General features: G+C 67.8%; 21 protein-coding genes. 12 read left to right on the forward strand and 9 right to left on the reverse strand.

The features are described from left to right. The 4 genes from AC1RIF_RS23290 to AC1RIF_RS23305 all read left to right on the forward strand — a co-directional run bounded on the left by AC1RIF_RS23290 (position 1) and on the right by AC1RIF_RS23305 (position 3,695). A complete protein-coding gene (locus AC1RIF_RS23290) occupies positions 1 to 1,032 on the forward strand; it encodes an ABC transporter permease (RefSeq protein ID WP_492603749.1) in 1,032 nt (343 codons plus the stop codon). Next, positions 1,029 to 2,030: an iron chelate uptake ABC transporter family permease subunit gene (locus tag AC1RIF_RS23295; protein ID WP_492603750.1), complete on the forward strand. Its 1,002-nt coding sequence runs from the start codon at positions 1,029 to 1,031 to the stop codon at positions 2,028 to 2,030. The genes AC1RIF_RS23290 and AC1RIF_RS23295 overlap by 4 nt, the downstream gene beginning before the upstream one ends. Continuing rightward, positions 2,027 to 2,782, forward strand: coding sequence for an iron ABC transporter ATP-binding protein (locus AC1RIF_RS23300; RefSeq protein ID WP_492603751.1), 756 nt, complete (start codon positions 2,027 to 2,029; stop codon positions 2,780 to 2,782). The genes AC1RIF_RS23295 and AC1RIF_RS23300 overlap by 4 nt, the downstream gene beginning before the upstream one ends. Before the next feature lie 172 nt (positions 2,783 to 2,954). Further along, positions 2,955 to 3,695: a CLIPPER-2 domain-containing protein gene (locus tag AC1RIF_RS23305; RefSeq protein WP_492603752.1), complete on the forward strand. Its 741-nt coding sequence runs from the start codon at positions 2,955 to 2,957 to the stop codon at positions 3,693 to 3,695. A 49-nt stretch (positions 3,696 to 3,744) separates the two neighbouring features. Here the strand turns inward: AC1RIF_RS23305 and AC1RIF_RS23310 are convergent, their stop codons facing one another. Next, positions 3,745 to 4,884, reverse strand: coding sequence for an NADH:flavin oxidoreductase (locus AC1RIF_RS23310; RefSeq protein WP_492603753.1), 1,140 nt, complete (start codon positions 4,882 to 4,884; stop codon positions 3,745 to 3,747). Between the two features lie 192 nt (positions 4,885 to 5,076). Here AC1RIF_RS23310 and AC1RIF_RS23315 point away from each other — a divergent pair, with 192 nt between their 5' ends. Then, a complete protein-coding gene (locus tag AC1RIF_RS23315; protein WP_492603754.1) occupies positions 5,077 to 5,967 on the forward strand; it encodes an amidohydrolase family protein in 891 nt (296 codons plus the stop codon). Positions 5,968 to 5,973: 6 nt separating this feature from the next. Here AC1RIF_RS23315 and AC1RIF_RS23320 read toward each other — a convergent pair whose 3' ends face one another. The 4 genes from AC1RIF_RS23320 to AC1RIF_RS23335 form a co-directional block, all read right to left on the reverse strand. Continuing rightward, the gene (locus AC1RIF_RS23320; protein WP_492603755.1) at positions 5,974 to 6,756 is read right to left on the reverse strand and encodes a VOC family protein; all 783 of its coding nucleotides are present in this window, start codon (positions 6,754 to 6,756) and stop codon (positions 5,974 to 5,976) included. Between the two features lie 200 nt (positions 6,757 to 6,956). After that, a complete protein-coding gene (locus AC1RIF_RS23325) occupies positions 6,957 to 8,612 on the reverse strand; it encodes a GMC family oxidoreductase N-terminal domain-containing protein (RefSeq protein WP_492603756.1) in 1,656 nt (551 codons plus the stop codon). A gap of 144 nt (positions 8,613 to 8,756) precedes the next feature. After that, positions 8,757 to 9,509, reverse strand: coding sequence for an SDR family NAD(P)-dependent oxidoreductase (locus tag AC1RIF_RS23330; protein WP_492603757.1), 753 nt, complete (start codon positions 9,507 to 9,509; stop codon positions 8,757 to 8,759). A gap of 18 nt (positions 9,510 to 9,527) precedes the next feature. After that, on the reverse strand, positions 9,528 to 10,469 hold the full coding sequence (locus AC1RIF_RS23335) for a 3-oxoacyl-ACP reductase (protein WP_492603758.1): 942 nt from the start codon (positions 10,467 to 10,469) through the stop codon (positions 9,528 to 9,530). A 283-nt stretch (positions 10,470 to 10,752) separates the two neighbouring features. Between AC1RIF_RS23335 and AC1RIF_RS23340 the strand changes: the two genes are divergently transcribed. Further along, the gene (locus tag AC1RIF_RS23340; protein ID WP_492603759.1) at positions 10,753 to 12,369 is read left to right on the forward strand and encodes an acyl-CoA synthetase; all 1,617 of its coding nucleotides are present in this window, start codon (positions 10,753 to 10,755) and stop codon (positions 12,367 to 12,369) included. Positions 12,370 to 12,434: 65 nt separating this feature from the next. Here the strand turns inward: AC1RIF_RS23340 and AC1RIF_RS23345 are convergent, their stop codons facing one another. Both AC1RIF_RS23345 and AC1RIF_RS23350 read right to left on the reverse strand, forming a co-directional pair. After that, complete coding sequence (locus AC1RIF_RS23345) at positions 12,435 to 12,920, reverse strand: nuclear transport factor 2 family protein (RefSeq protein WP_492603760.1); 486 nt, start codon at positions 12,918 to 12,920, stop codon at positions 12,435 to 12,437. 61 nt (positions 12,921 to 12,981) lie between these two features. Then, positions 12,982 to 13,863 (reverse strand): TIGR03619 family F420-dependent LLM class oxidoreductase, encoded by an 882-nt coding sequence (locus AC1RIF_RS23350; protein WP_492603761.1) that lies wholly within the window; start codon positions 13,861 to 13,863, stop codon positions 12,982 to 12,984. 284 nt (positions 13,864 to 14,147) lie between these two features. On the opposite strand from AC1RIF_RS23350, the gene AC1RIF_RS23355 reads away from it, so the two are divergent. Continuing rightward, complete coding sequence (locus AC1RIF_RS23355) at positions 14,148 to 15,041, forward strand: IclR family transcriptional regulator (RefSeq protein WP_492603762.1); 894 nt, start codon at positions 14,148 to 14,150, stop codon at positions 15,039 to 15,041. 98 nt (positions 15,042 to 15,139) lie between these two features. On the opposite strand, the gene AC1RIF_RS23360 is transcribed toward AC1RIF_RS23355, so the two are convergent. Continuing rightward, the gene (locus AC1RIF_RS23360) at positions 15,140 to 15,691 is read right to left on the reverse strand and encodes a flavin reductase family protein (RefSeq protein WP_492603763.1); all 552 of its coding nucleotides are present in this window, start codon (positions 15,689 to 15,691) and stop codon (positions 15,140 to 15,142) included. A 248-nt stretch (positions 15,692 to 15,939) separates the two neighbouring features. Here AC1RIF_RS23360 and AC1RIF_RS23365 point away from each other — a divergent pair, with 248 nt between their 5' ends. The 4 genes from AC1RIF_RS23365 to bphC all read left to right on the forward strand — a co-directional run bounded on the left by AC1RIF_RS23365 (position 15,940) and on the right by bphC (position 21,073). Continuing rightward, positions 15,940 to 16,806, forward strand: coding sequence for an alpha/beta fold hydrolase (locus tag AC1RIF_RS23365; RefSeq protein WP_492603764.1), 867 nt, complete (start codon positions 15,940 to 15,942; stop codon positions 16,804 to 16,806). 10 nt (positions 16,807 to 16,816) lie between these two features. Continuing rightward, positions 16,817 to 18,517 carry an FAD-binding protein gene (locus tag AC1RIF_RS23370; RefSeq protein WP_492603765.1) on the forward strand — a complete coding sequence of 567 codons (1,701 nt, stop codon included), beginning with the start codon at positions 16,817 to 16,819 and terminating at the stop codon, positions 18,515 to 18,517. A 441-nt stretch (positions 18,518 to 18,958) separates the two neighbouring features. Then, positions 18,959 to 20,131, forward strand: coding sequence for an acyl-CoA dehydrogenase family protein (locus tag AC1RIF_RS23375; protein WP_492603766.1), 1,173 nt, complete (start codon positions 18,959 to 18,961; stop codon positions 20,129 to 20,131). Positions 20,132 to 20,167: 36 nt separating this feature from the next. Beyond that, entirely contained in the window at positions 20,168 to 21,073 is a 906-nt protein-coding gene (gene bphC / locus AC1RIF_RS23380; protein WP_492603767.1) for a biphenyl-2,3-diol 1,2-dioxygenase, read from the forward strand. Positions 21,074 to 21,148: 75 nt separating this feature from the next. Here bphC and AC1RIF_RS23385 read toward each other — a convergent pair whose 3' ends face one another. Further along, positions 21,149 to 22,357 (reverse strand): alpha/beta hydrolase, encoded by a 1,209-nt coding sequence (locus AC1RIF_RS23385; RefSeq protein ID WP_492603768.1) that lies wholly within the window; start codon positions 22,355 to 22,357, stop codon positions 21,149 to 21,151. Between the two features lie 122 nt (positions 22,358 to 22,479). Here AC1RIF_RS23385 and AC1RIF_RS23390 point away from each other — a divergent pair, with 122 nt between their 5' ends. Further along, entirely contained in the window at positions 22,480 to 23,307 is an 828-nt protein-coding gene (locus tag AC1RIF_RS23390) for a DUF72 domain-containing protein (protein ID WP_492603769.1), read from the forward strand. Positions 23,308 to 23,311: the final 4 nt, after the last annotated feature.

A 23,311-nucleotide genomic window follows, 5' to 3' on the forward strand; every position in this document is an offset into this window, starting at 1 on the left:
GTGACTTCGAAAGTGACGTCACGCCCGGGTCGGGTGCGGCGAGACGCCCAGCGCGTCTCGTCGCACCCGACCCTTCGGCGTTGGCACATCGTGGCGGGACTCACCCTGCTGCTGGTCCTCGCGTTCGGGTCGCTGTTCGTCGGTGTGGCCGACATCAGCCCTCTCGACCTGTTCCGCGGCGACGGCGAGAAGGTCGAGGTCTTCCTCGTCTCCCGCGTCCCCCGGCTGATCGCGATCCTGCTCGCCGGCGCCGCGATGAGCGTCGTCGGACTGATCATGCAGAACCTGACCCGCAACCGGTTCGTCGAACCCACCACCGCGGGCACCGTCGAGTGGGCGCTGCTCGGTGTGCTGGTCTCCACCGTCGTGATCGGCGGTCAGTCCGTGCTCGGCAAGATGCTGATCGCGATCGCCTTCGCGCTCGTCGGCACGTTCCTGTTCATGCAGTTGCTCAAGCGCGTCGTGTTCACCGACATGATCGTCATCCCGCTCGTCGGCCTGATGTTCGGTGGCGTGGTCATGGCGGTGACCACGTTCTTCGCCTACCGGCTCGAGATGACGCAGGCGCTCAACACGTGGACGACGGGCGACTTCTCGGGCATCCTGCGTGGTCGCTACGAGGTGATCTGGCTGGTCCTCGCCGTCATCGTCGTCGCGTACCTGTACGCCGACCGGTTCACCGTCGCCGGCATGGGGGAGGCGTTCGCGAAGAACCTCGGCCTGTCGTACAACGCGGTCGTGAACGTCGGCATGGTGATCGTCGCGGTCACCACCGCGGTCGTGACCGTCGTGGTGGGCGCGATCCCGTTCCTCGGGCTGATCGTGCCGAACCTCGTGACGATGGTGTTCGGCGACAACCTGCGCCGGGTCCTGCCGGTCACCGCGATCGCGGGCGCACTGTTCGTCCTCGTCTGCGACGTGGTCGGTCGAGTGATCCGCTACCCCTACGAGATTCCGGTCGGCACGGTCGCGAGCGTCGTCGGCGCCGTCGTCTTCATCGTGCTGATCCTCCGGGCCCGGAGGTCGCGATGACCACCACCGTCCCCACCGTCCGGTCCGTAGGGGCGGGTGCGCCGTCGACGGGTCGGCAGATCCGCGTCCTCGTCGTGCTCGCGGCCCTCGCCGTCCTCGCGATCTGCGCGTACATGTTCCTGTTCCTCACCGGATCGTGGGACTACGCCATGAAGATCCGTGGGCGCCAGGTGCTCTCGATGGTTCTGGTCGGCTACGCGTCGGCCTACTCGGCGGTGCTCTTCCAGACCATCACCAACAACCGGATCCTCACCCCGAGCGTGATGGGCTTCGACAACCTGTTCGTCTTGATCCAGACCCTCGTCGTCTTCTTCTTCGGCGCCAGCGCACTCGCACTGATCGACGCGCGGCTGAAGTTCGGGGTCGAGGTCCTGGTGATGATCGGGTTCGCGCTGCTGCTCTTCCGCTGGCTGTTCGGCAAACGCTCGCGTGACCTGTACGTCCTGGTGCTCGTCGGCATCGTGCTGGGATCGCTGTTCGCGGGCCTGTCGAGCCTCGCGTCACGGATGATCGACCCCAACGACTTCATCACCCTGCAGGACGCGCTGTTCGCGAGCTTCAACAACGTCGAGGTGGAACTGCTCGCCGTCTCCGCGATCGCGGTGATCGGCGCGACCCTGTACGGGGCCAAGCTGTTCCGCCAGCTCGATGTGGTCGCGCTCGGCCGAGACCAGGCGATCTGTCTCGGGGTCGATCACCGGAAGGTGGTCAACCGCAGCCTCGTCCTCGTGGCGGTGCTGGTGTCGGTCGCCACCGCCCTGGTCGGGCCCATCACGTTCCTGGGGCTGCTGGTGGCGAACCTGGCGCGTGAGCTCATGGGCACGTTCCGGCACCGCTGGACCGTCCCGGCCGCGACTCTGATCGCGATCATCGCGCTCGTCGGCGGCCAGTTCGTGCTGGCCCGCTTGCTCGACTACAACTCGGCCCTGATCGTCGTCGTGAACTTCGTCGGCGGCATCTACTTCATCGCCCTACTCGTCCGGGGAGCCCGACTGTGATCACGATCCGCGACCTCGCCAAGTCCTACGGCGACGACACCGTCCTGGACTCCGTCGACCTCGACATCCCGGCCGGTGGACTCACGTCGATCATCGGGGCGAACGGCGCGGGCAAGTCGACGCTGCTGTCGATCGTCAGCCGCCTGCTCGACGCCGACGCCGGCAGCGTCAGCATCGACGGTCTGGACCTGCGCCGCACCGCCAACGACGTGCTCGCCAAGCGGCTGTCGGTGCTGCGGCAGGACAACAACACCTCCGTCCGACTGTCGGTGCGCGAACTCGTGGAGTTCGGCCGCTTCCCGCACTCGCAGGGCCGGCTGAAGGCCGCGGACCACGAGGCAGTGGATCGGGCGATCGAGTACGCCGGGCTGGCGGAGTATGCGCACCGGTACCTCGACCAGCTGTCGGGCGGGCAGCGGCAGCGGGCGTTCGTCGCGATGGTGCTGGCGCAGGACACCGACTACGTGCTGCTCGACGAGCCGCTCAACAACCTCGACATGAAGCACTCGCAGCACATGATGCGGCTGCTGCGGCGGATGGCCCACGAGATGGGCAAGACGGTGATCCTGGTGATCCACGACATCAATTTCGCGTCGTGCCACTCGGATCGGATCGTCGCGATGCGCGGCGGCCGGGTGGTCGCCGACGGCGCGGTCGACGAGATCCTGCGGTCCGACGTGCTGCGCGAGGTCTACGACATGGACATCGAGGTTCACAACATCGGCGGTCAGCGGATCGCGGTGTACTTCTAGCTCGACTGTGCGCGGGTTTCGGGCGCCGCGTCTCCTGGTCCGGGTTCCCGCCTACCGGTTCGATTCACGCGTATTCATCGCGGTTATCCAGTATGTTCCGAAACGCTTGTCATGCGTGGCACCTGAGTTCGAACCCGATTTGTCCTGAATGTGGCGAAAAGGAGTTTCCAGCGTGCGTAATTTCGGTGCAGCTTTCCGATTTCTGATCGTCGCAGTGCTCACCGGCCTGGTGGCACTGACGACGGTGGCCTTCGGGCCGACCGGCTTCGCTCAGCCTGCTGCAGGCAGCCTCTCGCTCGCGAAGTCCGCCTCTCCGGCGGTCGGCCTCCAGTCGGGCGACACGGTCACCTACAGGTTCCTGGTGACCAACACCGGGGGAACCGTGGTCTCCGACGTCGCCGTGGAAGAACTCGTCTTCACTGGGTCCGGTGGGGCGCCCGATGCCGAATGCGTGCCGGACATGCTCCAGCCGGGGCAGTCGGTGACCTGCACCGCCACGTACGAAGTGACCGACGACGACGCGGGTGCCTGCTTCATCGACAACACGGCCAAGGCGACCGGCGGCGATCCGCAGGAGGATCTCGCGTCGGCGCAGTCGTCGGCAAGGGTCCTCACGGACTGCGGCGACGCCTTCGCCGGCAGCGGGTTCCTGCCGCCGGTACTGGGATCGTCGGGTCTGGGGCCGCTGGCCGTGGGGGCGCTGGGGTCCCTGGGGGTGGGGTCGTTGGGGTCGTTGGGCGCACTGGGGGCGCTGGGCGCGTGGGCGCTCAGCACTCCGTACCAGCCGGGCGCGGGCACTCGGTGTTCGAACGAGCCGCCTCCGAATGTGCCTTTCCTGAACGTGCCGCTCCCGAGCCTGCCGTTCCTGAACCCGCCGCCGTGCCCGAACGCGCCGGGTCCCGAAGCGCCCTGACGGGAAGCGCGAGACCCGGCGACGTCCCTGTGGACGGCGTCGCGGGGTGCTACGTGAGCGAGGCCTCGTGCACGTCACGGACGAACTCGGGCAGCGGGTCGCCGGCGCGCAGGCGCGTGGCCAGGGCCGGGTCGGCGAGGTGCAGTCGACCGATCGCGATGAGGTCGAACTCGCCGCCGCCGATGCGCTTCTCGAGCTCGGGAATGTTGTCGACGACCGGCGCCGATCCCTCGATACGGCTGTCGCGCAGCGACTTTCCGATGCCGACGCTGCCGACGGCCATCGTGATCGCGCCGGTGACTTCCTTGGCCCAGCCGGCCAGTGACAGGTCGCTGCCCTCGAACGCGGGGAAGTCGAAGCGGCGGATGCTGGCGTCGAACACGTCGACGCCGGCCGCGGCCAGCGCGCCGAGGATCACCTTCAGCTCGTCGGGCGTCTCGGCGATACGCGCGGTGTAGTTCTGCTGCTTGTGCTGCGAGAAGCGGTAGAAGATCGGGTAGTCCCCGCCGATCTCGGCGCGGATCGCCTCGACGACGGCGGCGGGGAAGCGGGTGCGGCGCTCGAGGTCGCCGCCCCACTCGTCGTCACGCTTGTTGGTGCCGGACCACAGGAACGAGTCCAGCAGGTAGCCGTGACCGCCGTGCAGGGCGATGCCGTCGAAGCCGACATCGATCGCGTTGCGGGCGGCGCGGGCGAACGCGGAGATGACGTCCTGGATGTCCTGCTCGGTCATCGCCTCGGTGGGCTGCTGCGCCCACTCGACGTAGGAATCCGGGTACGACGTGGTGCCGAGTGGGCCCCACTCGCCGGACGGGCGCATCGGCTCGAGGTCCGGGTCGACCGTGCTCATCGCGCCCCACAGCGGTCCCACGTGCCACAGCTGCGGGATGATCTTGCCGCCGGCCTCGTGGACGCCGTCGACGACCTTGCGCCAGCCCGCGAGGGCGTCGTCGCCGAACAGGCGGGGGACCCGCGAGTTGTCGACCGAGGTGGCGTGGTCGATCGCGACGCCCTCGGTGACGATCAGCCCGGTGCCGCCCTCGGCGCGGCGGCGGTAGTAGCCCGCGACGTCGTCGCCCGGAACCCCGTCGATCGAGTAGGACCGCGTCATCGGCGACATCACGATGCGGTTCGCGAGCTCGAGCGACCGAACCTTCAGCGGCTGGAACAGGGGAGATGAACTGGTCATGTTGTCAATGCCTTCTCGAGATCGTTCGGAAACCAAGCAAGTGTTAGGTAGATTTTCAGGCCGTTTCGGCCCGCGTCAAACCCGGGTCTCACTCAGCGCAAACGGTCGGGGCTAGGGTCGTCAGGAGTGTCCGGCGTCACCCCGGACGGCAGGCGGCGAGAGGGGCAGTGCGTGTGTGAATCCGCTGATCGCGTGGAACAGGACTGGGAGTCCGACACCGCGGACGTGGTCGCGTTCCGGGAGCGACTGGGGTTGCCGTCGCTGATCGACGTCCACACCCACTTCATGCCGAAGCGGGTCATGGACAAGGTGTGGGCCTACTTCGACTCGGCCGGCCCGCTCACCGGCCGGGAGTGGCCCATCCGGTACCGGATGGAGGAGGACACCCGCGTCGAGCACCTTCGTGCGTTCGGCGTCAGCCACTTCACCTCGATGCTGTACCCGCACAAGCCGGACATGGCGGCCTGGCTCAACCAGTGGTCCGCGGACTTCGCGGCCCGCACACCCGACTGTCTGCACACCGCCACCTTCTACCCGGAGGAATCGGCGCCCGAGTACGTCGCCACGGCGCTCGACGCCGGGACCCGGGTGTTCAAGTCGCACATCCAGGTCGGTGACTACGACCCCAACGATCCGCTGCTCGATCCCGTGTGGGGACTCCTCGAGGACAGCGGTACCCCGATCGTCATCCACTGCGGGTCGGGGCCCGCGCCGGGGCGGTTCACCGGACCGGACCGCATCGCGACGCTGCTTGCCCGGCACCCCCGGCTGGCGCTGGTGATCGCGCACATGGGGATGCCGGAGTACGCGGAGTTCCTCGACCTGGCCGACCGCTATCCGAGTGTCCACCTCGACACGACGATGGCCTTCACCGATTTCACCGAGGCGCAGATCCCGTTCCCGCGCCGAGACGTGCCACGGCTGCGGGACCTGGGGGAACGCATCCTCTTCGGCAGCGACTACCCCAACATCCCGTACTCGTACCGCGATGCGCTGGACGCGCTGGAACGCTTCGAACTGGGTGACGACTGGGTGCGCGCGGTGGTCCACCACAACGCCGCGCGTCTGTTCGGGATCGCCTGACGGGGTTCAGGACGCCGGTTCGGGCTGCATCACGCTGAACACCGCGCCCTGCGGGTCCGTGAGCACCGCCATCCGTCCGACGGTCTTCATGTCGAACGGTTCGGCCATCAGCGCGCCGCCTTCCGCGGCGGCCTTCGCGACGGTGGCGTCGGTGTCGTCGGTGCAGAAGTAGACGTGCCAGTGGTTGGGGACGTCGGGGCGCGGCGGCGGCACGCACCCGCCGACCCCGTCGTCGTGCACCTGCAGGATCGTGTAGTCGCCGTCGGGCATCGGCATCGTCGTGCTGCCCAGCCCCACGACGGCGGCGTAGAAGTCGAGGGCGGTGGACGGCTGGTCCGTGATCAGCTCGTTCCAGATCAGGGTGCCCGTCTCGTTGACGAGGGTCGCGCCGAGATGGTCGCGGGCCTGCCACAGCCCCACTTCGGCGCCGGTGGGGTCGGCGACGAACGCCATCCGTCCCGCCTGCCCGACGTCGAAGGCCGGGAGCACGAGCCGACCGCCGGCGGGTTCCACCTTCGCGGCCGACGCGTCGGCGTCGTCCACCGCGAGGAAGGTGTTCCACTGGGAGGGGGTGTCGGAGGGCGGCGACCCCGGCGGGAGCGGGGCGATCGCCGCGACCCGTTCGCCGCGCAGCGTGGCGATGGAGTAGACGGCGTCGTCCAGTATCGGACGGTCGTCGTACGACCAGCCGAACAGCGCCGCGTAGAAGTCCTTCGCCGCGGACTGATCGGAGGTCTGCAGATCGACCCAGGAGGGGGTGCCCTCGACATAACTCGAACGTGTCGACATCGCGATGTCCTCTCGTTCATCTCGTTCACCGTCGACCGGTCACGGCCGACTCGGGCCGCTGCCGCCGAGGAGATGTGGGGAGGGGACGGACGGATCCGTCCGGGATCGCTGCGACACGCGGTCGAGCATGGTCAAAGGCTATCGCAGAAGGGGCCTGCTCGCGTCCCCGTGAGGCATGGGAGGGGACGCGAGCAGGGCTTCTAGACGAGATCGGTCGAGATGATCTTCTCCATGTTCCGCTCGGCCAGTGCGGTGATCGTGACGAACGGGTTGACGCCGACGTTGCCGGGTACGAGTGAGCCGTCGACCACGTACAGGCCGGGGTACTCGGGCAGGCGTCCGTAGTTGTCGGTGGCCTTGTTCAGCAGGCAGCCGCCCAGCGGGTGGTACGTGAAGTCGTCGCCCCACGTCTTGTACACGCCGAACAGGTCCGTTCGGTAGATCGTGCCTTCCTTCTTGTTGATCTTGTCGAAGACCTTCTTGGCCATGTCGATGCTCTTCTGGTTCTGCGACACCGCCCAGGAGAGGTCGACCTTGCCTGTGCTCGAATTGAACTGGAAGCGAGCGCGTTCGGGGTTCTTCGTGATCGCCAGGTACAGGCTCACGTACGTCTCGAGGCCCGCGGGCAGGGGCGCGATCTCGGCGAAGATCGGCGCGGTCGGGTCCGACCAGTTGTCGATGCCCATCGTCGGGATGGTCGCCTGCTGGGAGCCGGTGGCGTCCCACATGTGGTTGGCGCGGCCGACCATGACGTTGCCGTTGTTGCCCCAGCCCTCGCCGACCTGCGACGACAGGTTCGGCAGGTGCCCCTGCGCCTTCATCGAGACCAGCAGCTTGCTGGTGCCGACACTGCCCGCGGCGAAGAACACGCGGTCGGCGGTGACGACCTTGGTCGCGACGATGTTGCCCTGTTCGTCGATCTGGTCCATCGTGACGCTGTAGCCGCCGCCGGAGGCCGGGGCGACCTTGGTGACCTGGTGCAGCGTCGTGATCGTCAGCTTGCCGGTGGCCGCGGCCTGCGCGAGGTAGGTCTTGTCGAGAGACTTCTTGCCGGCGTTGTTGCCGTAGATGACCTCGCCGCCGAGTCCCGACTTGGTGACCTGGCCCGCGGCCTCCTTCTTCATGTACTCGAAGTCGTACACGTTGGGGACGAAAGTTGTTGCGAATCCGGATCGTTGAGCGGTCTTACGGCCGGTGCGCGCGAACTTGTACCACGGCGTCGACTCGAACCAGGCCTGGTCGATGTTGTTGACGCCCAGCGCGGCGTTGGCGCGCGGGAAGAAAGTGTTGTACATCTCGGTGGAGTTCACCGAGGGCAGGATCTCCTCGAAGTAGGTGCGCTTCGGGGTGACGGCCATGCCGCCGTTGACGAGCGAACCGCCGCCGACGCCGCGGCCCTGATACACCTTGATGCCGGAGAACCGCTCGGAGTCGAGCACGCCGACGTAGCGGTCGATGCTCTTGTTGATGCCGAAGCCCATGAAGTTGCTGACCGGCTGATCCGTGGTGTTGGACAGCCACATCGAGCGCTTGTCGGCATTGAGCATGCCGCAGAAGATCTTGCCGTCGGCACCGGGAGTGTCCCAGGCTCGGCCCATCTCGACGATCTGGGTGGGGATGCCGGCCTGCGTCAGCCGCAGCGCGGCGACCGCGCCGCCGTAACCACTGCCGATGACGAGTGCCGGGATCCGGTCGCCGTCGGCGATGGCTCGGCGGGGGGAGGCGGCGGCGGACGTCGACATCGACGAGAGCAGCAACGCCCCCGCGGTCAGGCCCGTCCCGGCAAGGAATCGGCGGCGTGAGACATCAGCAACCCCCCGAGTTGCAGCGGCTCTGTTCGCCCGGCTATCGGTCATGGAACTCCTCTGTCGGCGGTTTGTTGGGTGGCTTGCATCACACAGCAAGCTGCCAGGGTTATACCGCCGACAGAGGGGGCTACGAGGCGGTACCGGAAAATTGGTACAGCCGCGACATTCCGAGCCCCGTCGTCGAGGACGGGGTCAGCGCAGCTTCAGGCTGCCGCCGTCCGCCATGAGGGTCTGGCCCGTCATGTACTTGGAGTCGTCGCTCGCGAGGAACAGCGCGACGGGCGCGATGTCGGTCTCGGGATCGCCGATCCGCTGCAGTGGGACCTTTGCGACCGACGCGGCCGCGCGCTCGGGAAATGCCTTCTGCCAGGCCACGACTCCCTCGGTCGCCGCGAACGGGCAGAGCACGTTGACGCGGATCTGGTCCGCGGCCCATTCGTTGGCGGCTACCCGGCTGACGCCGCGGATGGCCTCCTTCGCGGCCGCGTACGACGTCTGCGTCGGCATACCCTCGAGACCGGAACTGGACCCGAAGTTGATGATCGAGCCCTGCGTCTTCTTCAGCTCCGAGTGGCAGGCCTGCATCAGGTGGACCGTCGGATAGAAGCCCGTGCCGAACGAGATGTCGAACATCTCCTGGGTCTGCTCCAGCAGCGGCGCCTGCCGCGACGCGTGCGCGTTGTTCACCAGCACGTCGATGCGACCGAACGCGGCGACCGCCGCGTCGCGGATCGCCGCCGCCGAATCCGGCTGCGAGATGTCGACGTTGAGGAATTTCGCCTCGCCCCCGGCGTCCGTGATCTCCTTCTCGAGCGCGAAGCCGTTGTCATCGCTGATGTCGACGAACAGCACCTTCGCGCCCTCGCGGGAGAAGACGCGGGTGATCGCGCGGCCGATACCGCCCGCGCCACCGGTGACGATCGCGACCTTGTCCTGCAGCCTCATGGCGAACCCCGTCCCGGATCAGACGCCGGCGGGCGTGTCGGTGGCCAGCGCGATCTTCTCGAGACCCGCGACGCTGTAGGCGGCGTAGGTCTCGTACGGGCCGCGGCCCGAGAAGTACGGCGTGAGCTGTCCGGCGAGTTCCTCGACCGAGAACTCGGAACCGGCCGCGTCGAAACGGTTCTCGACCTGCGGTGCGGCCATGAGTGCAACCATCTTGCCGTAGACCACGAACACCTGGCCGTTGATCTCGTCCGACGCGGGGGAGGCGAGGTAGCGGACCAGGGTGGCGACGCGCTCGGGCGCCAGAGGATCCAGACCCTGTGCGCCGGTGTTGTTCTCGGTGCCGAAGGCCTCGGCCGTCATCGCCGTCCGGGCGCGCGGGCAGATCGCGTTGGCGCGCACGCCGTAGCGGGACAGGCCCGCCGCGGTGGACAACGTCAGCGCGGTGATGCCGGCCTTGGCGGCCGAGTAGTTGGGCTGTCCTGCGGAGCCGAACAGGAACGCCTCGGACGAGGTGTTGACGACGCGACCGTAGATCGGGCCGCCGGCGTCCTTGCTCGCCTGGCGCCAGTGCACCGCAGCGGCGTGCGACGTCGCGGCGTGGCCCTTGAGGTGCACGCGGATCACGTCGTCCCAGTCGGACTCGGACAGGTTGAAGATCATCTTGTCGCGCAGGATGCCGGCGTTGTTGACGAGGATGTCCATCGAACCGAAGTTCGCGACGGCCTCCTCGATCATGCGTGCGCCGAGCGTCCAGTCGGACACGTCGCCGGTAATCGCGAGGCCCTGCCCGCCCGCGGCCTTGATCTCGTCCACGACGTCGTGGGCTGCCGAGCCCATGTCGTTCACGATCACCGCTGCTCCGGCCTCGGCGAGTGCGAGAGCCTCGGCGCGACCGAGTCCCGCTCCCGCTCCCGTGACGATGGCCGTGCGACCGGCCAAGCTGAGGGATTCCACCATGTCAGGCTCCTTACCTTCTATGCGATGGGTCCCAAACTAGTATTCATTCTAGTTTTTGCACAAGGGTCTGCCGCATTTCGATCGCGCACCCGCGACCCCTGCTTCCGCAGATCAGCGGGGGATCCGGCATCTGCCGAGGTGGGCCCCGGACTCTTCGCGGGGCTATTGATCGGGATATCGGAATATGTTCTACTCGGTGTGTTGTGATGTCACGCACACGGGGTGGGGTTATGTGGTAGAACGCACTCTTGCTCGTAGTGCGAATCTCCATGAAGGGCCAGCCATGTCACTCAACCTTGCGGATCTCACCGAAGCCGTCATCGACGCCGTCCCCGAGAAGGTCGCGCTCGTGTGCGGCGACGAGTCGCGGACCTTCGCCGAGTTCGACGCCGGCGCGAACCGCATCGCCCACCACCTCGCTGCCCAGGGCGTGCGGCCCGGCGATCATGTCGGCCTGCATGCCCGCAACAGCATCGAGTTCGTCGAATCGCTGTTCGGCTGCCTCAAGATCCGCGCCGTCCCGATCAACGTCAACTTCCGCTACGTCGACGCCGAGCTGACCTACCTCTACAACGACGCCCACCTGAAGGCCGTCATCGCGGACGGCGAGTTCGCCGACGTCATCGCCGATGTCCTGCCCAAGTGCGCCGAGCTTCGACACATCATGCTCATCGGCGAGCCCTCCGGGACCGCGCTGTCGGAAGCCGCTGCGGCAGCCGACGTCTCGGTGGTCGATTTCCACAAGGCGATTGCCGAGCAGTCGCCCGAGCGGGATTTCCCGGAGCGCAGCAACGACGATCTCTACGTCATCTACACCGGCGGCACCACCGGCATGCCCAAGGGCGTCATGTGGCGGCACGAGGACTTTTATCACGCCGCACTGGCCGGCGGCGCCATCATGGGCGGCGATCCCATCCTCTCGCCCGCCGAGCTCGGCGCTGCCGCGGCCGCGAACCAGTTCGCGATGACCTACCTGATCACCGCACCTCTCATGCACGGCGCCGCGTCGTACTCGCTGTTCACCTGCATGTTCATGGGCTCCAAGCAGGTCCTCATGACCAAGTACGTGCCGGTCGAGGCGCTCGAACTGGTCGACCAGCACAAGATCAACACCGTGATGGTCGTCGGCGACGCCATCGCCCGTCCTCTCGCCGACGCGATCGAGGAGCACGGTGAACGATTCGACCTGAGCTCGCTGTGGATCATCGGTTCCGGTGGCGCGCTGTGGTCCGCCAGCGTCCGCGGCAAGCTCAACAAGTTGCTGCCGAACGTCTACCTGCGGGACGCGTTCGGCTCGTCGGAGTCCGGCAACGACGGCGAACTCAAGAAGGACGACGACGGCCTGCTGCGGATGCCGCCGTCACCGAAGGCTCGCGTGGTCGACACCGACTTCTCCACGATCGAACCCGGTTCGGACAACGTCGGCTACCTCGCCCGCGCCGGACACGTGCCGCTCGGCTACTTCGGCGACCCGGAGAAGACGGCCGCGACGTTCCCGGTCGTCGACGGTGTGCGGCTGTCCGTGCTCGGTGACCTCGCCCGCGTCGAGGCGGACGGAACCATCGTGGTCCTCGGCCGTGGATCGTCGTGCATCAACACCGGCGGCGAGAAGGTGTACGCCGAGGAGGTCGAGGAGGCGCTCAAGAGCCATCCGGACGTGCTCGACGCGCTCGTCGCCGGCATCCCGGATCCCACGTACGGGCAGCGGGTGTCGGCGGTCATCTCGGCGCGCGACGGTGTCGACGATCTCGACGAGGACGAGGTGATCGCGCACTGCCGGACCCAGATTGCCGGCTACAAGGTGCCGCGCACCGTCGTCGTGGTCTCCGAGGTCGTCCGGTCGCCCGCGGGCAAGGCCGACTACCGGTGGGCGAAGGCGACTCTCGAAGCCGCCGACTGACAATCCGATCCGACGCCAACGGCCCGCTCCCTTCGTGGGAGCGGGCCGTTTCGTCGTCCGGGAGGTCAGCTGCCGGCGCGGGCGAGCAGCTCGACTGCCTCGGGGCGGCCGTCGAGCACACGCGAGGTGCGACGCTGGATCTTCCACTCTCCGTCGATCTTCGCGAGCTCGAAGCGGTTGGCGGTCACGCGCCACACGCGGAAGGAGTCCTCGTTCTCGTTGCGGCGCAGCAGCTGCGAATGGCACGTCGCGATCGCCGTGTCGCCCTGGACCACGATGTTGACCGGGTCGAGCAGGTGGCCGCAGCCGCCCTTGATGTAGTCCTGGTGCGGGCGCGTGCGGACCATCTCCATGATCTCCTCGCGGCCGTTCATGAGACGCACGTCGACGTCGTACACGGCGTCCTCGGCCCACAACGCGCCGACCTTCTCGGCCTCACCGGCGTCGACGGCGGGACCGTACGCGGTGATGAGCTCCTGGATCGCGAGTTTGTCCTCGAGCAGCTGAACCCGCTCGACGAGGGACTGGACGAGCGCGGCGGTATCGGTCATCGGATCTCCTTCAGATGTGTTGTCCGGCAATCGGGTGGAACGGCTGTCCCTCGAAGCGGGGTCAGCTGTGCGCGGGATCGAACTCGAGGCCGAGGCCGTCACCGAGTTCGCGCAGCGCCTCGAGTTGTTCGCAGTAATGCGCGCTGCCCGTCGAGGCGATGGACGCGCTGGCGATCGTGGCGCCCGCGTCGCGTCGACGTTCCAGAGCGCGGACGGTGCGCTCGGGCGCTCCCAGCGGGTCGAGGGGTGCGCCGGCGCTCAGGACGACGTCGAAGTTCTCCGGGACGTCGACCTTGCCGAGCATGGTCGCGAGTTCGTCGACACCCAGCCCGAACGGGACCCAGCCGTCGCCGTGCTCGGTGGCCCGGCGCAGCGACCGCATCGTGCGCCCGCCGATCCAGAGCGGCACCCGGTCCTGGACGGCGTGGGGGTCGACGACGAGGTCGTCGAATTCGTAGTAGGTGCCGCGGTACTCGGGCACGCTGCGGGACAGCGCGGCGCGCAGCGCGGCGAGTGCGTCGTCGGCGCGGGCACCGCGGTCCTCGAACGCTGCGCCCAACAGGTCGAACTCCTCCTTCAGCGTCCCCACGCCGAGTCCGAGGACCAGTCGTCCGCCGCTCACCACGTCGAGGGTGCCGTAGCGCTTGGCGATCTCGAGCGGGTGGTGGTAGCCGAGCACGAGGACCTGCGTCGCGAGGCGGATCCGGGTGGTGCGGGCGGCGAGGTAGCCGAACGTCGCGAGCGGGTCCCAGTACGTGCCGCCGCGGGCCTCGGCCACCGCGACCGGCACCGCGACGTGCTCACTGCACGTCAGGTGGTGGAAGCCGAGACGATCCGCGGACTCGGCCACCCGGGCGAGGTCGGAGATTCCGCCGCTGCGCTCCCACTCCGAGTGGGCGCCGGGGAGCAGCACCACGACGGGGGAGACGATTCCGATGTGCATCCCTACAGCTCCGTTGCTGGATCGGCCATTGTCGCTTCGTTCTACCCGAGTGCGGTGACGGGCGCCGCAGCGTTTCCGTTGACCGGGAGTTCGTCGGCGTCCGACAGGTCCACGCGCGAGCCCGAACGGCCCGAGGCATGATGTCGATGTCCCATTTCGGGCAAACAATTGACCGATATCGGTCCCGCCCAGCGGGATGAACCTGCTAGCCTGGCAGAATTGATTTCAGTTTTGCACCGGTTCGCCCCGCTGATCAGGGGCGCGGATGTTGTTTGGAGGTGTCGATGACTGTCGTCGATTCACAGGAGTCGGTCGATGCTCCCGCGCCGCGGCGCGATCTTCCGCCGTCCATGGTCGAACGGATGACGCTGATCCTCGACGCGTTCGACGGTCGCTCATCGCGCTTGACCCTCGAGGAAGTGGCGTGCCGGACGCAGCTGCCGCGCTCGACGGTGCACCGCATCCTCGATCAGCTCGTTCGGCTGAATTGGGTGGAACACGCGTCGTTCGGCTACTGCCTGGGCCGGCGCGCACTCGGACTCGGTGGCGGCGACGGCGGCCACAGCGAGATCCGCGCGGCGGCAGCGCCGTTGCTCCACGAACTGCACATGCAGACCGGGATGGTCGTGCATCTCGCGGTTCTCGACGGGAGCGAGAGTGTCTACCTCGACAAGGTCGGCGGGCGTTTCGCGGCATCGCTGCCGTCTCGCGTCGGTGGACGCGGACCCGCCTACTCGACTGCCGGGGGCAAGTCGATGCTGGCGTGGCTCGACCCCGAGCGGGTCGACAGCCTGTACGAGGCACGTCTGAGTCGCTGCACCGACCGCACGATCACCGACATCCCGACGCTGCACCAGGAACTCAACCGCATCCGGCAGCGGCGCGGTCTCGCCTTCGAGCGCGGCGAATCCGTTCGCGGCGTGGCATGCGTCGGGGTCGCGATCCGCGGTCACGACGGCCCCGTCGCCGGCATCTCGCTGTGCGGCGATGCGCGCACCGCGCAACTCGAGCGCGTCGCACCGCTCGTGGTCGACGCGGCCCGCGAGGTGTCGCGCACGCTCTACCCCGAACTCGGCACGCCCCGTCGTGGCCGCCGCACACCGGAGACACCCGCGAACACCTGGTCCGCCGACGCGATGGACCGCCTGCTGTCCATCCAGAGCGGACAGTGGATCTAGCGGGATCCAGGAACCGGGAACCTGCGACAGGCGAACGGGAACCGACGGCTCGCATCGGATCACGATCCGAGCCCTCGGTTCCCGTTCGTCGTTCGGTACTAGCTCGCTGCCCGCGCGGGATCGGGCACCGCGATCGGGGCGGGGCCCTCGATGCCGAACTGGCCGCGGAAGAACACCATCGGGCGCTCCTCGCACACGGTGTCCAGTTCGAGGACGCGGGCGATGATGACGTCGTGGTCGCCGGCGACGTGCACGTTCTCGACCTCGGCGTGGACCCGCATCAGGACGCCCGGCAGCGACGGCGTGTTCCACCGCGACACCTCCCAGTCGAGGTCCTCGTACTTGCGGCCCCGGCTCGAACCGAAGCGGGAGCACAGATCGGACTGCTCCTCGTGCAGGACGTTGACGCAGAAGCGGCCGGTCTCGCGGATCCGCGGCCACGCCCGGCCCCGGTGGTCCGCGCAGATCAGGATCAGCGGCGGCTCCAGCGACACGGACGCGAACGACTGGCAGGCGAACCCGACCGGCCCGTCGTCGTCGAGACCGGTCACGATCGTCACGCCGGTCGCGAACTGGCCCATGACCCGTCGCATGTCGGCCGGAGTCGGCGCTCCCACCGAGCTCTCGTGTGCAATCACCTCTGTGGGCATGGGGCCACCTCCGATTCGGTGTGATCGATCGGCGCCGAGCGCGCCGAAGTTGATGATTGCGAGCGTATGGCGGCACGTTCGCGGTCCTGAACTGCTGTCTCAATCAGCGGAACCACCCCTGACGGGCGCATTCATGCGGGCGATGGTCTCGCTCATCGGGATGCGATATGGCCCACTTCGCCGCGGGCTGGCAGCCTGCCACCCGAATGGGCTGTGACCCGGATGACACGTGAGGGACAGAGGCGACGATGACTGCTGACTTGAGCTACGAGGCAACTCTGAGGGAGTTGAACACCGACCAGGGTGTGCTCCGCTACCACGAGGCCGGCGACGGCCCGCCGCTGCTGCTGCTGCACGGCTCGGGTCCGGGTGTCACCGGTTGGCGCAACTACCGAGGTGTCCTCGCGGACTTCGCAGAGCACTTCCACTGCTACGTGCTCGAGTTCCCCGGGTTCGGTGTGTCCGACCCGTGTGACGGCCACCCGATGGTCGAGGCGATCAACGCCGTGCCGACCTTCCTCGACGGGCTCGGACTCGGCGCCGTCGACATGATCGGCAACTCGATGGGCGGCGTCGTCGCCACCCGTATCGCGATCGCCCAGCCCGAGCGCGTCAACAAGCTGGTCTCGATCGGCGGCATGGGCAAGAACGTCCTCTCGTCCAACCCCGGCGAGGGCATCAAGCTGCTCATGGAGTTCACGGACAACCCGACCCGCGAGGGCCTCATCCGCTGGCTGCAGTCCATGGTCTACGACCCCGCGATCGTGACCGAGCAGCTCATCGAGGAGCGCTGGGAGCTCGCCACCGAGCCCAAGACCCTCGAGATCGCCCGCCGGATGTACAGCTCCAAGGCGTTCGCGGCGATGGCTGCCGCGAACGCGCAGGCCGACGGCACCCCGTACTGGGCGCAGTTCGGCAAGATCAAGGCCCCGACGCTGCTCACCTGGGGTCGTGACGACCGCGTGAGCCCGGTCGACATGGGCCTGCTGCCGATGCGCGACATCCCGAACGCGGAATTCCACGTGTTCCCCAACTGCGGCCACTGGACCATGATCGAGGCGCGCGACGCGTGGGTCTCCACGGTCCTGGCTTTCCTGCGGCGCGACGAAAAGTAGGCGAAACCCCATGGCAGACAAGAAGGTCGGTACCGAGAAGTTCGACACGGTCGTCGATTTCCTGATCGTCGGTAGCGGCGGCGGTGGCATGGCCGCCGGCATCACTGCGGCGGACCGCGGCATGTCGGCCCTGATCATCGACAAGGGCAAGACCTACGGCGGCTCCACCGCGATCTCCGGTGGCGGCATCTGGGTCCCCAACGCGCCCGCGCTGATCCGCAAGGGCGCCGGCGACTCCCGCGAGTCGGTCCGTCGCTACCTCGACGTCGTCACCGACGGCAAGGTGTCGGCCGAGCGTCTCGACGCCTACGTCGACAACGGTCCGCCGATGATGGAACTGCTCGAGCGCAGCCCGCACATCGAGTTCTACTGGGTCAAGGGCTACTCGGACTACCACCCCGAGGAGGAGGGCGGACGCCCCCTCGGCCGCACCACCGAGTGCACGCCGTTCGACACCCGCAAGCTCGGCGAGGACGAGAAGTACCAGCGTCCCAACAGCCTCAAGGGCCCGCTGGGTCTGTGGATCACGTCGAAGGACTACCGCGACCTGGCGATGGTCAAGCGCACGTGGCGCGGACGTCGGGCATCGCTCGTCGCCGCATGGCGTGTGTCGTCGAACGTCATCCGCCGCCGCCACATGGCGACCGGTGGCCGCGCGCTCGTCGCCCGCATGCGCATGGCGCTCAAGGACGCCGGCGTCCCGCTGTGGCTGCAGACGTCGATGAAGGAACTCATCGTCGATTCGAAGGGTGCCGTCGTCGGCATCACCGCGGAGCGCGAGGGCAAGCTCGTGCGTATCGGCGCCCGCAAGGGTGTCCTGCTCGCCAGCGGCGGATTCGACCACAACAACGAGATGCGCGCGCAGTACCTGCCCGAGAACGGTGTGGAGAACATCAGCGCCGGTGCGCGCGAGAACGTCGGTGACGGCATCCTCGCGGGCCAGAAGCTGGGTGCGGCCGTCGACCTCATGGACGACGCGTGGTGGATGCCGTCGGTCATGCACCCGATGGGTGCGGTGATCCCGCTGGTGTCCGAGCGGTCCATCCCGCCGGCCGTCATCGTCAACCAGGACGGCAAGCGCTTCACCAACGAGTCGTCGCCGTACGTGAACTTCGTGCACGACCAGCTCGACGGTGGACACGTCCCGGCGTACTTCATCATGGACAGCAAGGCTCGTTCGCGGTACCCGTTCGCGCAGGTCCTTCCGGGTGCTCCGTTCCCGCAGGGCTTCTACGACAAGGGCATCGTGCACAAGGCGAACTCGCTGAGCGAGCTGGCCGAGAAGGTCGGTATCCCGCCGCAGAACCTGCTCGAGACCGTCGACCGGTTCAACGGCTACGCCCGCACCGGTAAGGACGAGGAGTTCGGTCGCGGCGACAGCGCGTACGACCAGTACTACGGCGATCCGACGATGAAGAACCCGGCGATGGACGAGATCGTCAAGGGGCCCTTCTACGCGATCCGCATCGAGGCCGGCGACCTGGGCACCAAGGGCGGTCTGGTCACCGACGCCGAGGCTCGCGTGCTGCGCGAGGACGGCTCGATCATCGACGGCCTGTACGCGACCGGCAACACGTCCGCATCCGTCATGGGCAACGAGTACGCCGGTGCCGGCGCGACGATCGGGCCCTCGATGGTGTTCGGCTACGTCGCCGCGAACCACGTCGCCGACCACGGCGTCCAGCGGGTCGACGGTCCCGGCGCGAAGTAGTCCGAAAGTCCCCCGAAACGCTCATTCAGCGGGACTGGGAAACAGGCTCTGACGTGGCCGAATTCCAGTCCCGCTGAGCGGGAGGTGTTTTGATCTCCCGGATCGATTCCTGGGACCGTTCCAACCACACGATCAGCGCAATCGCAGGCGTTGGTCCCGATCCGCACCAGGAGGGCGCCATGTTCGCAGGCACCGTCCGACGCATCGGTGCGGCACACCGGACACTTCGGTCGACTCCTTCGTCGCCGGTGCCCGTCCCAGCTTCCTCGCGCATGCCGCCGCGCATGCCAAGCGCCACGGCGCCCCGAACCGAGATTTTGTCGAGGCCGGTCGCCCGTGCTTGCCGGAGGACGGGTAGACCAATTGCTCTAGACCGCAATCGGTCTGCCGCTAAGAATTGACCCGCGTCGCCGTGGGATCGCAGAGAGAGAGCTGATAGCTATGGGTCAGGTTTTGGACAACATCATGCAGTTCGCGGACGAGATCCGTGAAGGCGGCATCGAGGGCGAGAAGCTCATGCGCCTCTCGGACGGCAACGCCAAGCGTGTTCGCGACGCCGGCGTCATCCGGATGCTGCAGCCGAAGGAGTTCGGCGGCCTGGAGGCGCACCCGCGCGAGTTCGCCGAGACGGCGATGGCCCTCGGCGCCGTCGACGGCTCCACCGGCTGGGTCTCCGGCATCGTCGGCGTGCACCCGTGGGAGATGGCCTTCTTCGATCCCAAGGCGCAGCACGAGGTCTGGGGCGAGGACGTCGACACCTGGATCGCGTCGCCCTACGCCCCCATGGGTGTCGCGGTGCCCGTCGACGGCGGCTACATCCTGAACGGCCGCTGGTCGTTCTCCACCGGCAACGACCACTGCGAGTGGGTCATGATCGGTGCCCTCGTCGGTGACCAGAAGGGTGTCCCGACCGGCAAGATCCTGCACGTGCTGGTTCCGAAGGCCGACTACACCGTCGACCACGAGAGCTGGAACGTCGTCGGCCTGCGTGGCACCGGTTCGAAGGATTTCACCGTCAAGGACGCCTTCATCCCCGAGTACCGCACGATCGACTCCGAGATCGTCCTCAGCGGCAACGGCGCCAAGCACGCCGGCCGCGACGAGACCCTGTACAAGTTCCCGTTCTCGTGCATCTTCCCGCTCGGCATCTCCTCGTCGCTGATCGGCATGTGCGAGGGCGGTCTCGCCCTGTACATCGCCGCGCAGAAGGAGCGCGTCGCGGTGACCGGTGTCCCGATCAAGGAGGACCCGTACGTCCTCTACGCCATCGGCCAGGCCGCCGACGAGATCAACGCTTCGCGCGTCGCGATCCTCGAGACCGTCGACCGCTTCTGGGACAAGACCGAGAAGGGCCAGGAGGTCACCTTCGAGGAGCGCGCCGTCGGTCGCCGCACCCAGACCAACGCCGCGTGGCGTGCCGTGAGTGCCCTGGACGAGATCTTCGCTCGCGCCGGCGGCGGTGCGATGAAGGTGACGCTGCCGCTGCAGCGATTCTGGCGTGACGCGCACGTCGGTCTGACCCACGCGATCCACGTGCCCGGCTCGATCAACCACGCCTCGGCACTGACGCAGCTCGGCGGTGAGCCGCAGGGCGTCCACCGCTCGATGATCTAGTTCGAAACCACCTGTATTCCTTAGGGACGGATTGATATGACGGAAATTCGGGGTCTCGGTTACCTCAGGATCCAGACTCAGGACATCGCCCGTTGGCGCGAACTGCTCGTCGACGGTCTCGGCATGGCGGTGGGCTCCGGGCCCGAGGCGGACGGCCTCTACCTGCGGGTCGACGAGCGCCGCTCGCGCCTGGCCGTCCTGCCGGGCGAGTCCGACAAGGCTCTCGCGGTCGGCTGGGAGGTGCGTGACGAGTTCGCTCTGCAGCGCGTCCAGGAAGCTGTGGAGAAGGCCGGCATCGAGGTCGAGGTTCTCTCTCACGAGGAGTCGACCTACCGCGACGCCGAGAAGGTCATCGCGTTCGACGACCCGGCCGGCACCCGCGTCGAGGTGTTCTTCGGGCCGGTTCTCGACCACAGCCCGGTCGTGACGCCGCACGGCGGCCAGTGGGTCACCGGCACGCAGGGCCTCGGTCACGTCGTGCTGCCGACCGCGAAGTTCGCTGAGTCGTACGCGTTCTACACCGAGGTACTCGGCTTCCTGCCGCGCGGCGCCATCCGGCTCGCGGACGGCATCTCGCGTGTCCGCTTCCTCGGCGTCAACGAGCGTCACCACAGCCTCGCGCTGTGCCCGGCGCCGCCGACCGACGAGCCCGGCATGGTCCACCTCATGACCGAGGCCACGACGCTCGACGCCGTGGGCCAGGCGCTGGATCGCGTCTCCAAGCTCGGCTTCACGATCTCCTCGACGCTGGGGCGGCACACGAACGACAAGATGGTGTCGTTCTACGTGCGTGCGCCCGGCGGCTGGGACCTCGAGTTCGGTACCGAGGGCATGCTGGTCGACGAGACCTTCTACACCGCCGAGGAGATCACGGCGGACAGCTACTGGGGCCACGACTGGTCGGCCTCGGAGCCGCTGAAGGCGTTCATCCCCAAGGCGTGATCGTCCGGAAGAGACGGGAAGGGCCCCACACGGATTCGTCCGTGCGGGGCCCTTTCGTCGTTCGACGGTCCGGTGTCAGGCGGGCAGGTCGAGCGAGCGCGCCAGCGTCGGCCAGGCCTTGGGCAACCGGTCCCGCCAGTAGTTCCACCCGTGAATGCCGATCGCCTCGTAGTCGAAGGTGGCGGGAATCTCCAGCTCGTCGAGCGCGACATCGAGACGGCGGGTGCAGGCGTTCGCCATGAGTTCCATCGGGCCACCGATGAAGACCCGGTCGAGGAAGTCCGACGCGGCCGGATCCTCGTACTTGCCCGGGACGCCCGACGCGACGGAGACGTAGATGTCCATGCCGCGCAGTGCCTCGGCGTTGCGCACCGTGTCGTGGGCGACCCAGCCCGGGCCGCCGACCTCGCCCCACAGGTTGCCCGGGTCGCCGCCGCGCGACGACACCGTCGCCTGCACGCTGATCCGGCCCAGGTCGTCCGTCGTCGAGTAACACCCGCTGAACACCGCGATGCCGCGGTACATCCCGGGATTGCGGTGCGCGAGCATCATCGCGCCCTGCGAGCCCATGGAGATGCCGAGCAGCGACTTGTCGCCGTTGGTGTGCAGTCGCGCATCCAGCAGCGGCGGCAGTTCCTGCGTGATGAACGTTTCCCACTTGTGCAGGCCGACACCCGCATCGGCTCGGTCCCAGTCGGTGTACAGGCCGGACACGCCGCCGTTGATCATCACGACGTTGACGTTCTTGTCCGCGAAGAACGCCGGGGCCCCGCCGATGGTGGCCCACCCGCTGGTGTCCTCACCCGCGTCGACGCCCTCGAGCGCGTAGATCGACGGTCGTGGCACCGAATTGTCCTTCGGGAGAAGCACTTCCACACCGACCTCGCGGCGCAGCGCGGGCGAGGCCACCGTGAAGCGGACCATCTGCGCAGTCTTCTGCTCCTCGCCCACGATGGCGGCGACGGTGATGTCGTCACGCAGCGGTGGCAGCGGCGGGCGCTCGTTCTGGAGCGGGCCGGGGATCACCGATCCGGCGCTGACGCTGCCCCCGTCCGCCCCGCTGCCGGTGGTGCTGCCGAGGCTCCCGGTGACGTCGATGCTCCCCGAGCTACCGGCGCTACCGAGACTGCCCAAACTGCCGGAATCGTCGGCGCCGCCGGTGCTTCCCGGCGCCGCCGCCGCCTCGCCGGCCAGCGGCAGCGCCACCAGTGCAGCGAACGACAGGCCGAGCACCCCGCGTCGAAGCCTGCGCGTCGGTGCGCACGTCGGATCGGAACCGAACATCGAGAAAACCCCCAAAAGTAATGGATCGAGCAACTGAAGGTACTCCGCCGTGCCGACATGTGTCCCCGTGTTCCGCAGAACCGGGCGGCGGGTGTCGTCCGACCGGTCTACACTCCGGCGGCATGGCGGACGTCCGTGTGGGGATCTCCGGGTGGGTGTACCCGGGGTGGCGCGGCGGCTTCTATCCCGAGGGACTCGTGCATCGCGAGGAGTTGGCGTACGCCTCCGGGCACCTGACGTCGATCGAGATCAACGGATCGTTCTACGCGTTGCAGAAGCCGTCCAGCTTCGCGAAGTGGCGGGACGAGACGCCGGACGGCTTCGTGTTCGCGGTCAAGGGTGGCCGCTACGTCACGCATGTGCGCCGGCTGCTGGACGTCGAGATACCGCTCGCCAACTTCTTCGCGGCGGGGATCCTGGCCCTGCGCGACAAGCTCGGCCCCATCCTGTGGCAGCTGCCTCCGAACATGCAGTTCGACGCCGACCGGCTCGACGCGTTTCTCGCGCTGCTGCCGCGGACCACGACCGCGGCGTGCGACCTCGCCGAGCGCCGCGACGACAAGCTTTCCGACGACCGGGTCCTCGCGGTCACCGACGCCGACCGTCCCGTCCGGCACGCGCTCGAGGTGCGGCACGCGAGTTTCGCCGTGCCCGAGGTGGTCTCGATCGCCCGCGCTCACGGCGTCGCCCTGGTTCTCGCCGACACGGCCGGGAGGTACCCGCGGATCGACGAGCCGACCGCCGACTTCGCGTACACCCGGTTGCACGGTGACGCCGAGTTGTACGCGAGCGGCTACACCGACGAGGCCCTCGACGGGTGGGCCGACAAGGTACGCGGGTGGCAGCGGGACGGCCGGGACGCGTTCGTCTACTTCGACAACGACATGAAGGGCTACGCGCCGTTCGACGCGATGGCGTTGCTGGATCGGCTCCGGGAACCGGCCCGGTAGTAGC

It is taken from the genome of Prescottella sp. GW823-FHT02E09, from assembly GCF_058797375.1.

Excerpts from the sequence above, each read along its gene's own strand:
- AC1RIF_RS23325 (WP_492603756.1), bottom strand. The coding sequence starts at position 8,612 with ATGACCGATAGCCGGGCGAACAGAGCCGCTGCAACTCGGGGGGTTGCT.
- bphC (WP_492603767.1), top strand. The coding sequence starts at position 20,168 with ATGACGGAAATTCGGGGTCTCGGTTACCTCAGGATCCAGACTCAGGAC.
- AC1RIF_RS23345 (WP_492603760.1), bottom strand. The coding sequence starts at position 12,920 with ATGACCGATACCGCCGCGCTCGTCCAGTCCCTCGTCGAGCGGGTTCAG.
- AC1RIF_RS23310 (WP_492603753.1), bottom strand. The coding sequence starts at position 4,884 with ATGACCAGTTCATCTCCCCTGTTCCAGCCGCTGAAGGTTCGGTCGCTC.
- AC1RIF_RS23355 (WP_492603762.1), top strand. The coding sequence starts at position 14,148 with ATGACTGTCGTCGATTCACAGGAGTCGGTCGATGCTCCCGCGCCGCGG.
- AC1RIF_RS23350 (WP_492603761.1), bottom strand. The coding sequence starts at position 13,863 with ATGCACATCGGAATCGTCTCCCCCGTCGTGGTGCTGCTCCCCGGCGCC.
- AC1RIF_RS23375 (WP_492603766.1), top strand. The coding sequence starts at position 18,959 with ATGGGTCAGGTTTTGGACAACATCATGCAGTTCGCGGACGAGATCCGT.
- AC1RIF_RS23320 (WP_492603755.1), bottom strand. The coding sequence starts at position 6,756 with ATGTCGACACGTTCGAGTTATGTCGAGGGCACCCCCTCCTGGGTCGAT.
- AC1RIF_RS23335 (WP_492603758.1), bottom strand. The coding sequence starts at position 10,469 with ATGGTGGAATCCCTCAGCTTGGCCGGTCGCACGGCCATCGTCACGGGA.
- AC1RIF_RS23390 (WP_492603769.1), top strand. The coding sequence starts at position 22,480 with ATGGCGGACGTCCGTGTGGGGATCTCCGGGTGGGTGTACCCGGGGTGG.
- AC1RIF_RS23365 (WP_492603764.1), top strand. The coding sequence starts at position 15,940 with ATGACTGCTGACTTGAGCTACGAGGCAACTCTGAGGGAGTTGAACACC.
- AC1RIF_RS23295 (WP_492603750.1), top strand. The coding sequence starts at position 1,029 with ATGACCACCACCGTCCCCACCGTCCGGTCCGTAGGGGCGGGTGCGCCG.
- AC1RIF_RS23385 (WP_492603768.1), bottom strand. The coding sequence starts at position 22,357 with ATGTTCGGTTCCGATCCGACGTGCGCACCGACGCGCAGGCTTCGACGC.
- AC1RIF_RS23360 (WP_492603763.1), bottom strand. The coding sequence starts at position 15,691 with ATGCCCACAGAGGTGATTGCACACGAGAGCTCGGTGGGAGCGCCGACT.
- AC1RIF_RS23370 (WP_492603765.1), top strand. The coding sequence starts at position 16,817 with ATGGCAGACAAGAAGGTCGGTACCGAGAAGTTCGACACGGTCGTCGAT.
- AC1RIF_RS23330 (WP_492603757.1), bottom strand. The coding sequence starts at position 9,509 with ATGAGGCTGCAGGACAAGGTCGCGATCGTCACCGGTGGCGCGGGCGGT.
- AC1RIF_RS23340 (WP_492603759.1), top strand. The coding sequence starts at position 10,753 with ATGTCACTCAACCTTGCGGATCTCACCGAAGCCGTCATCGACGCCGTC.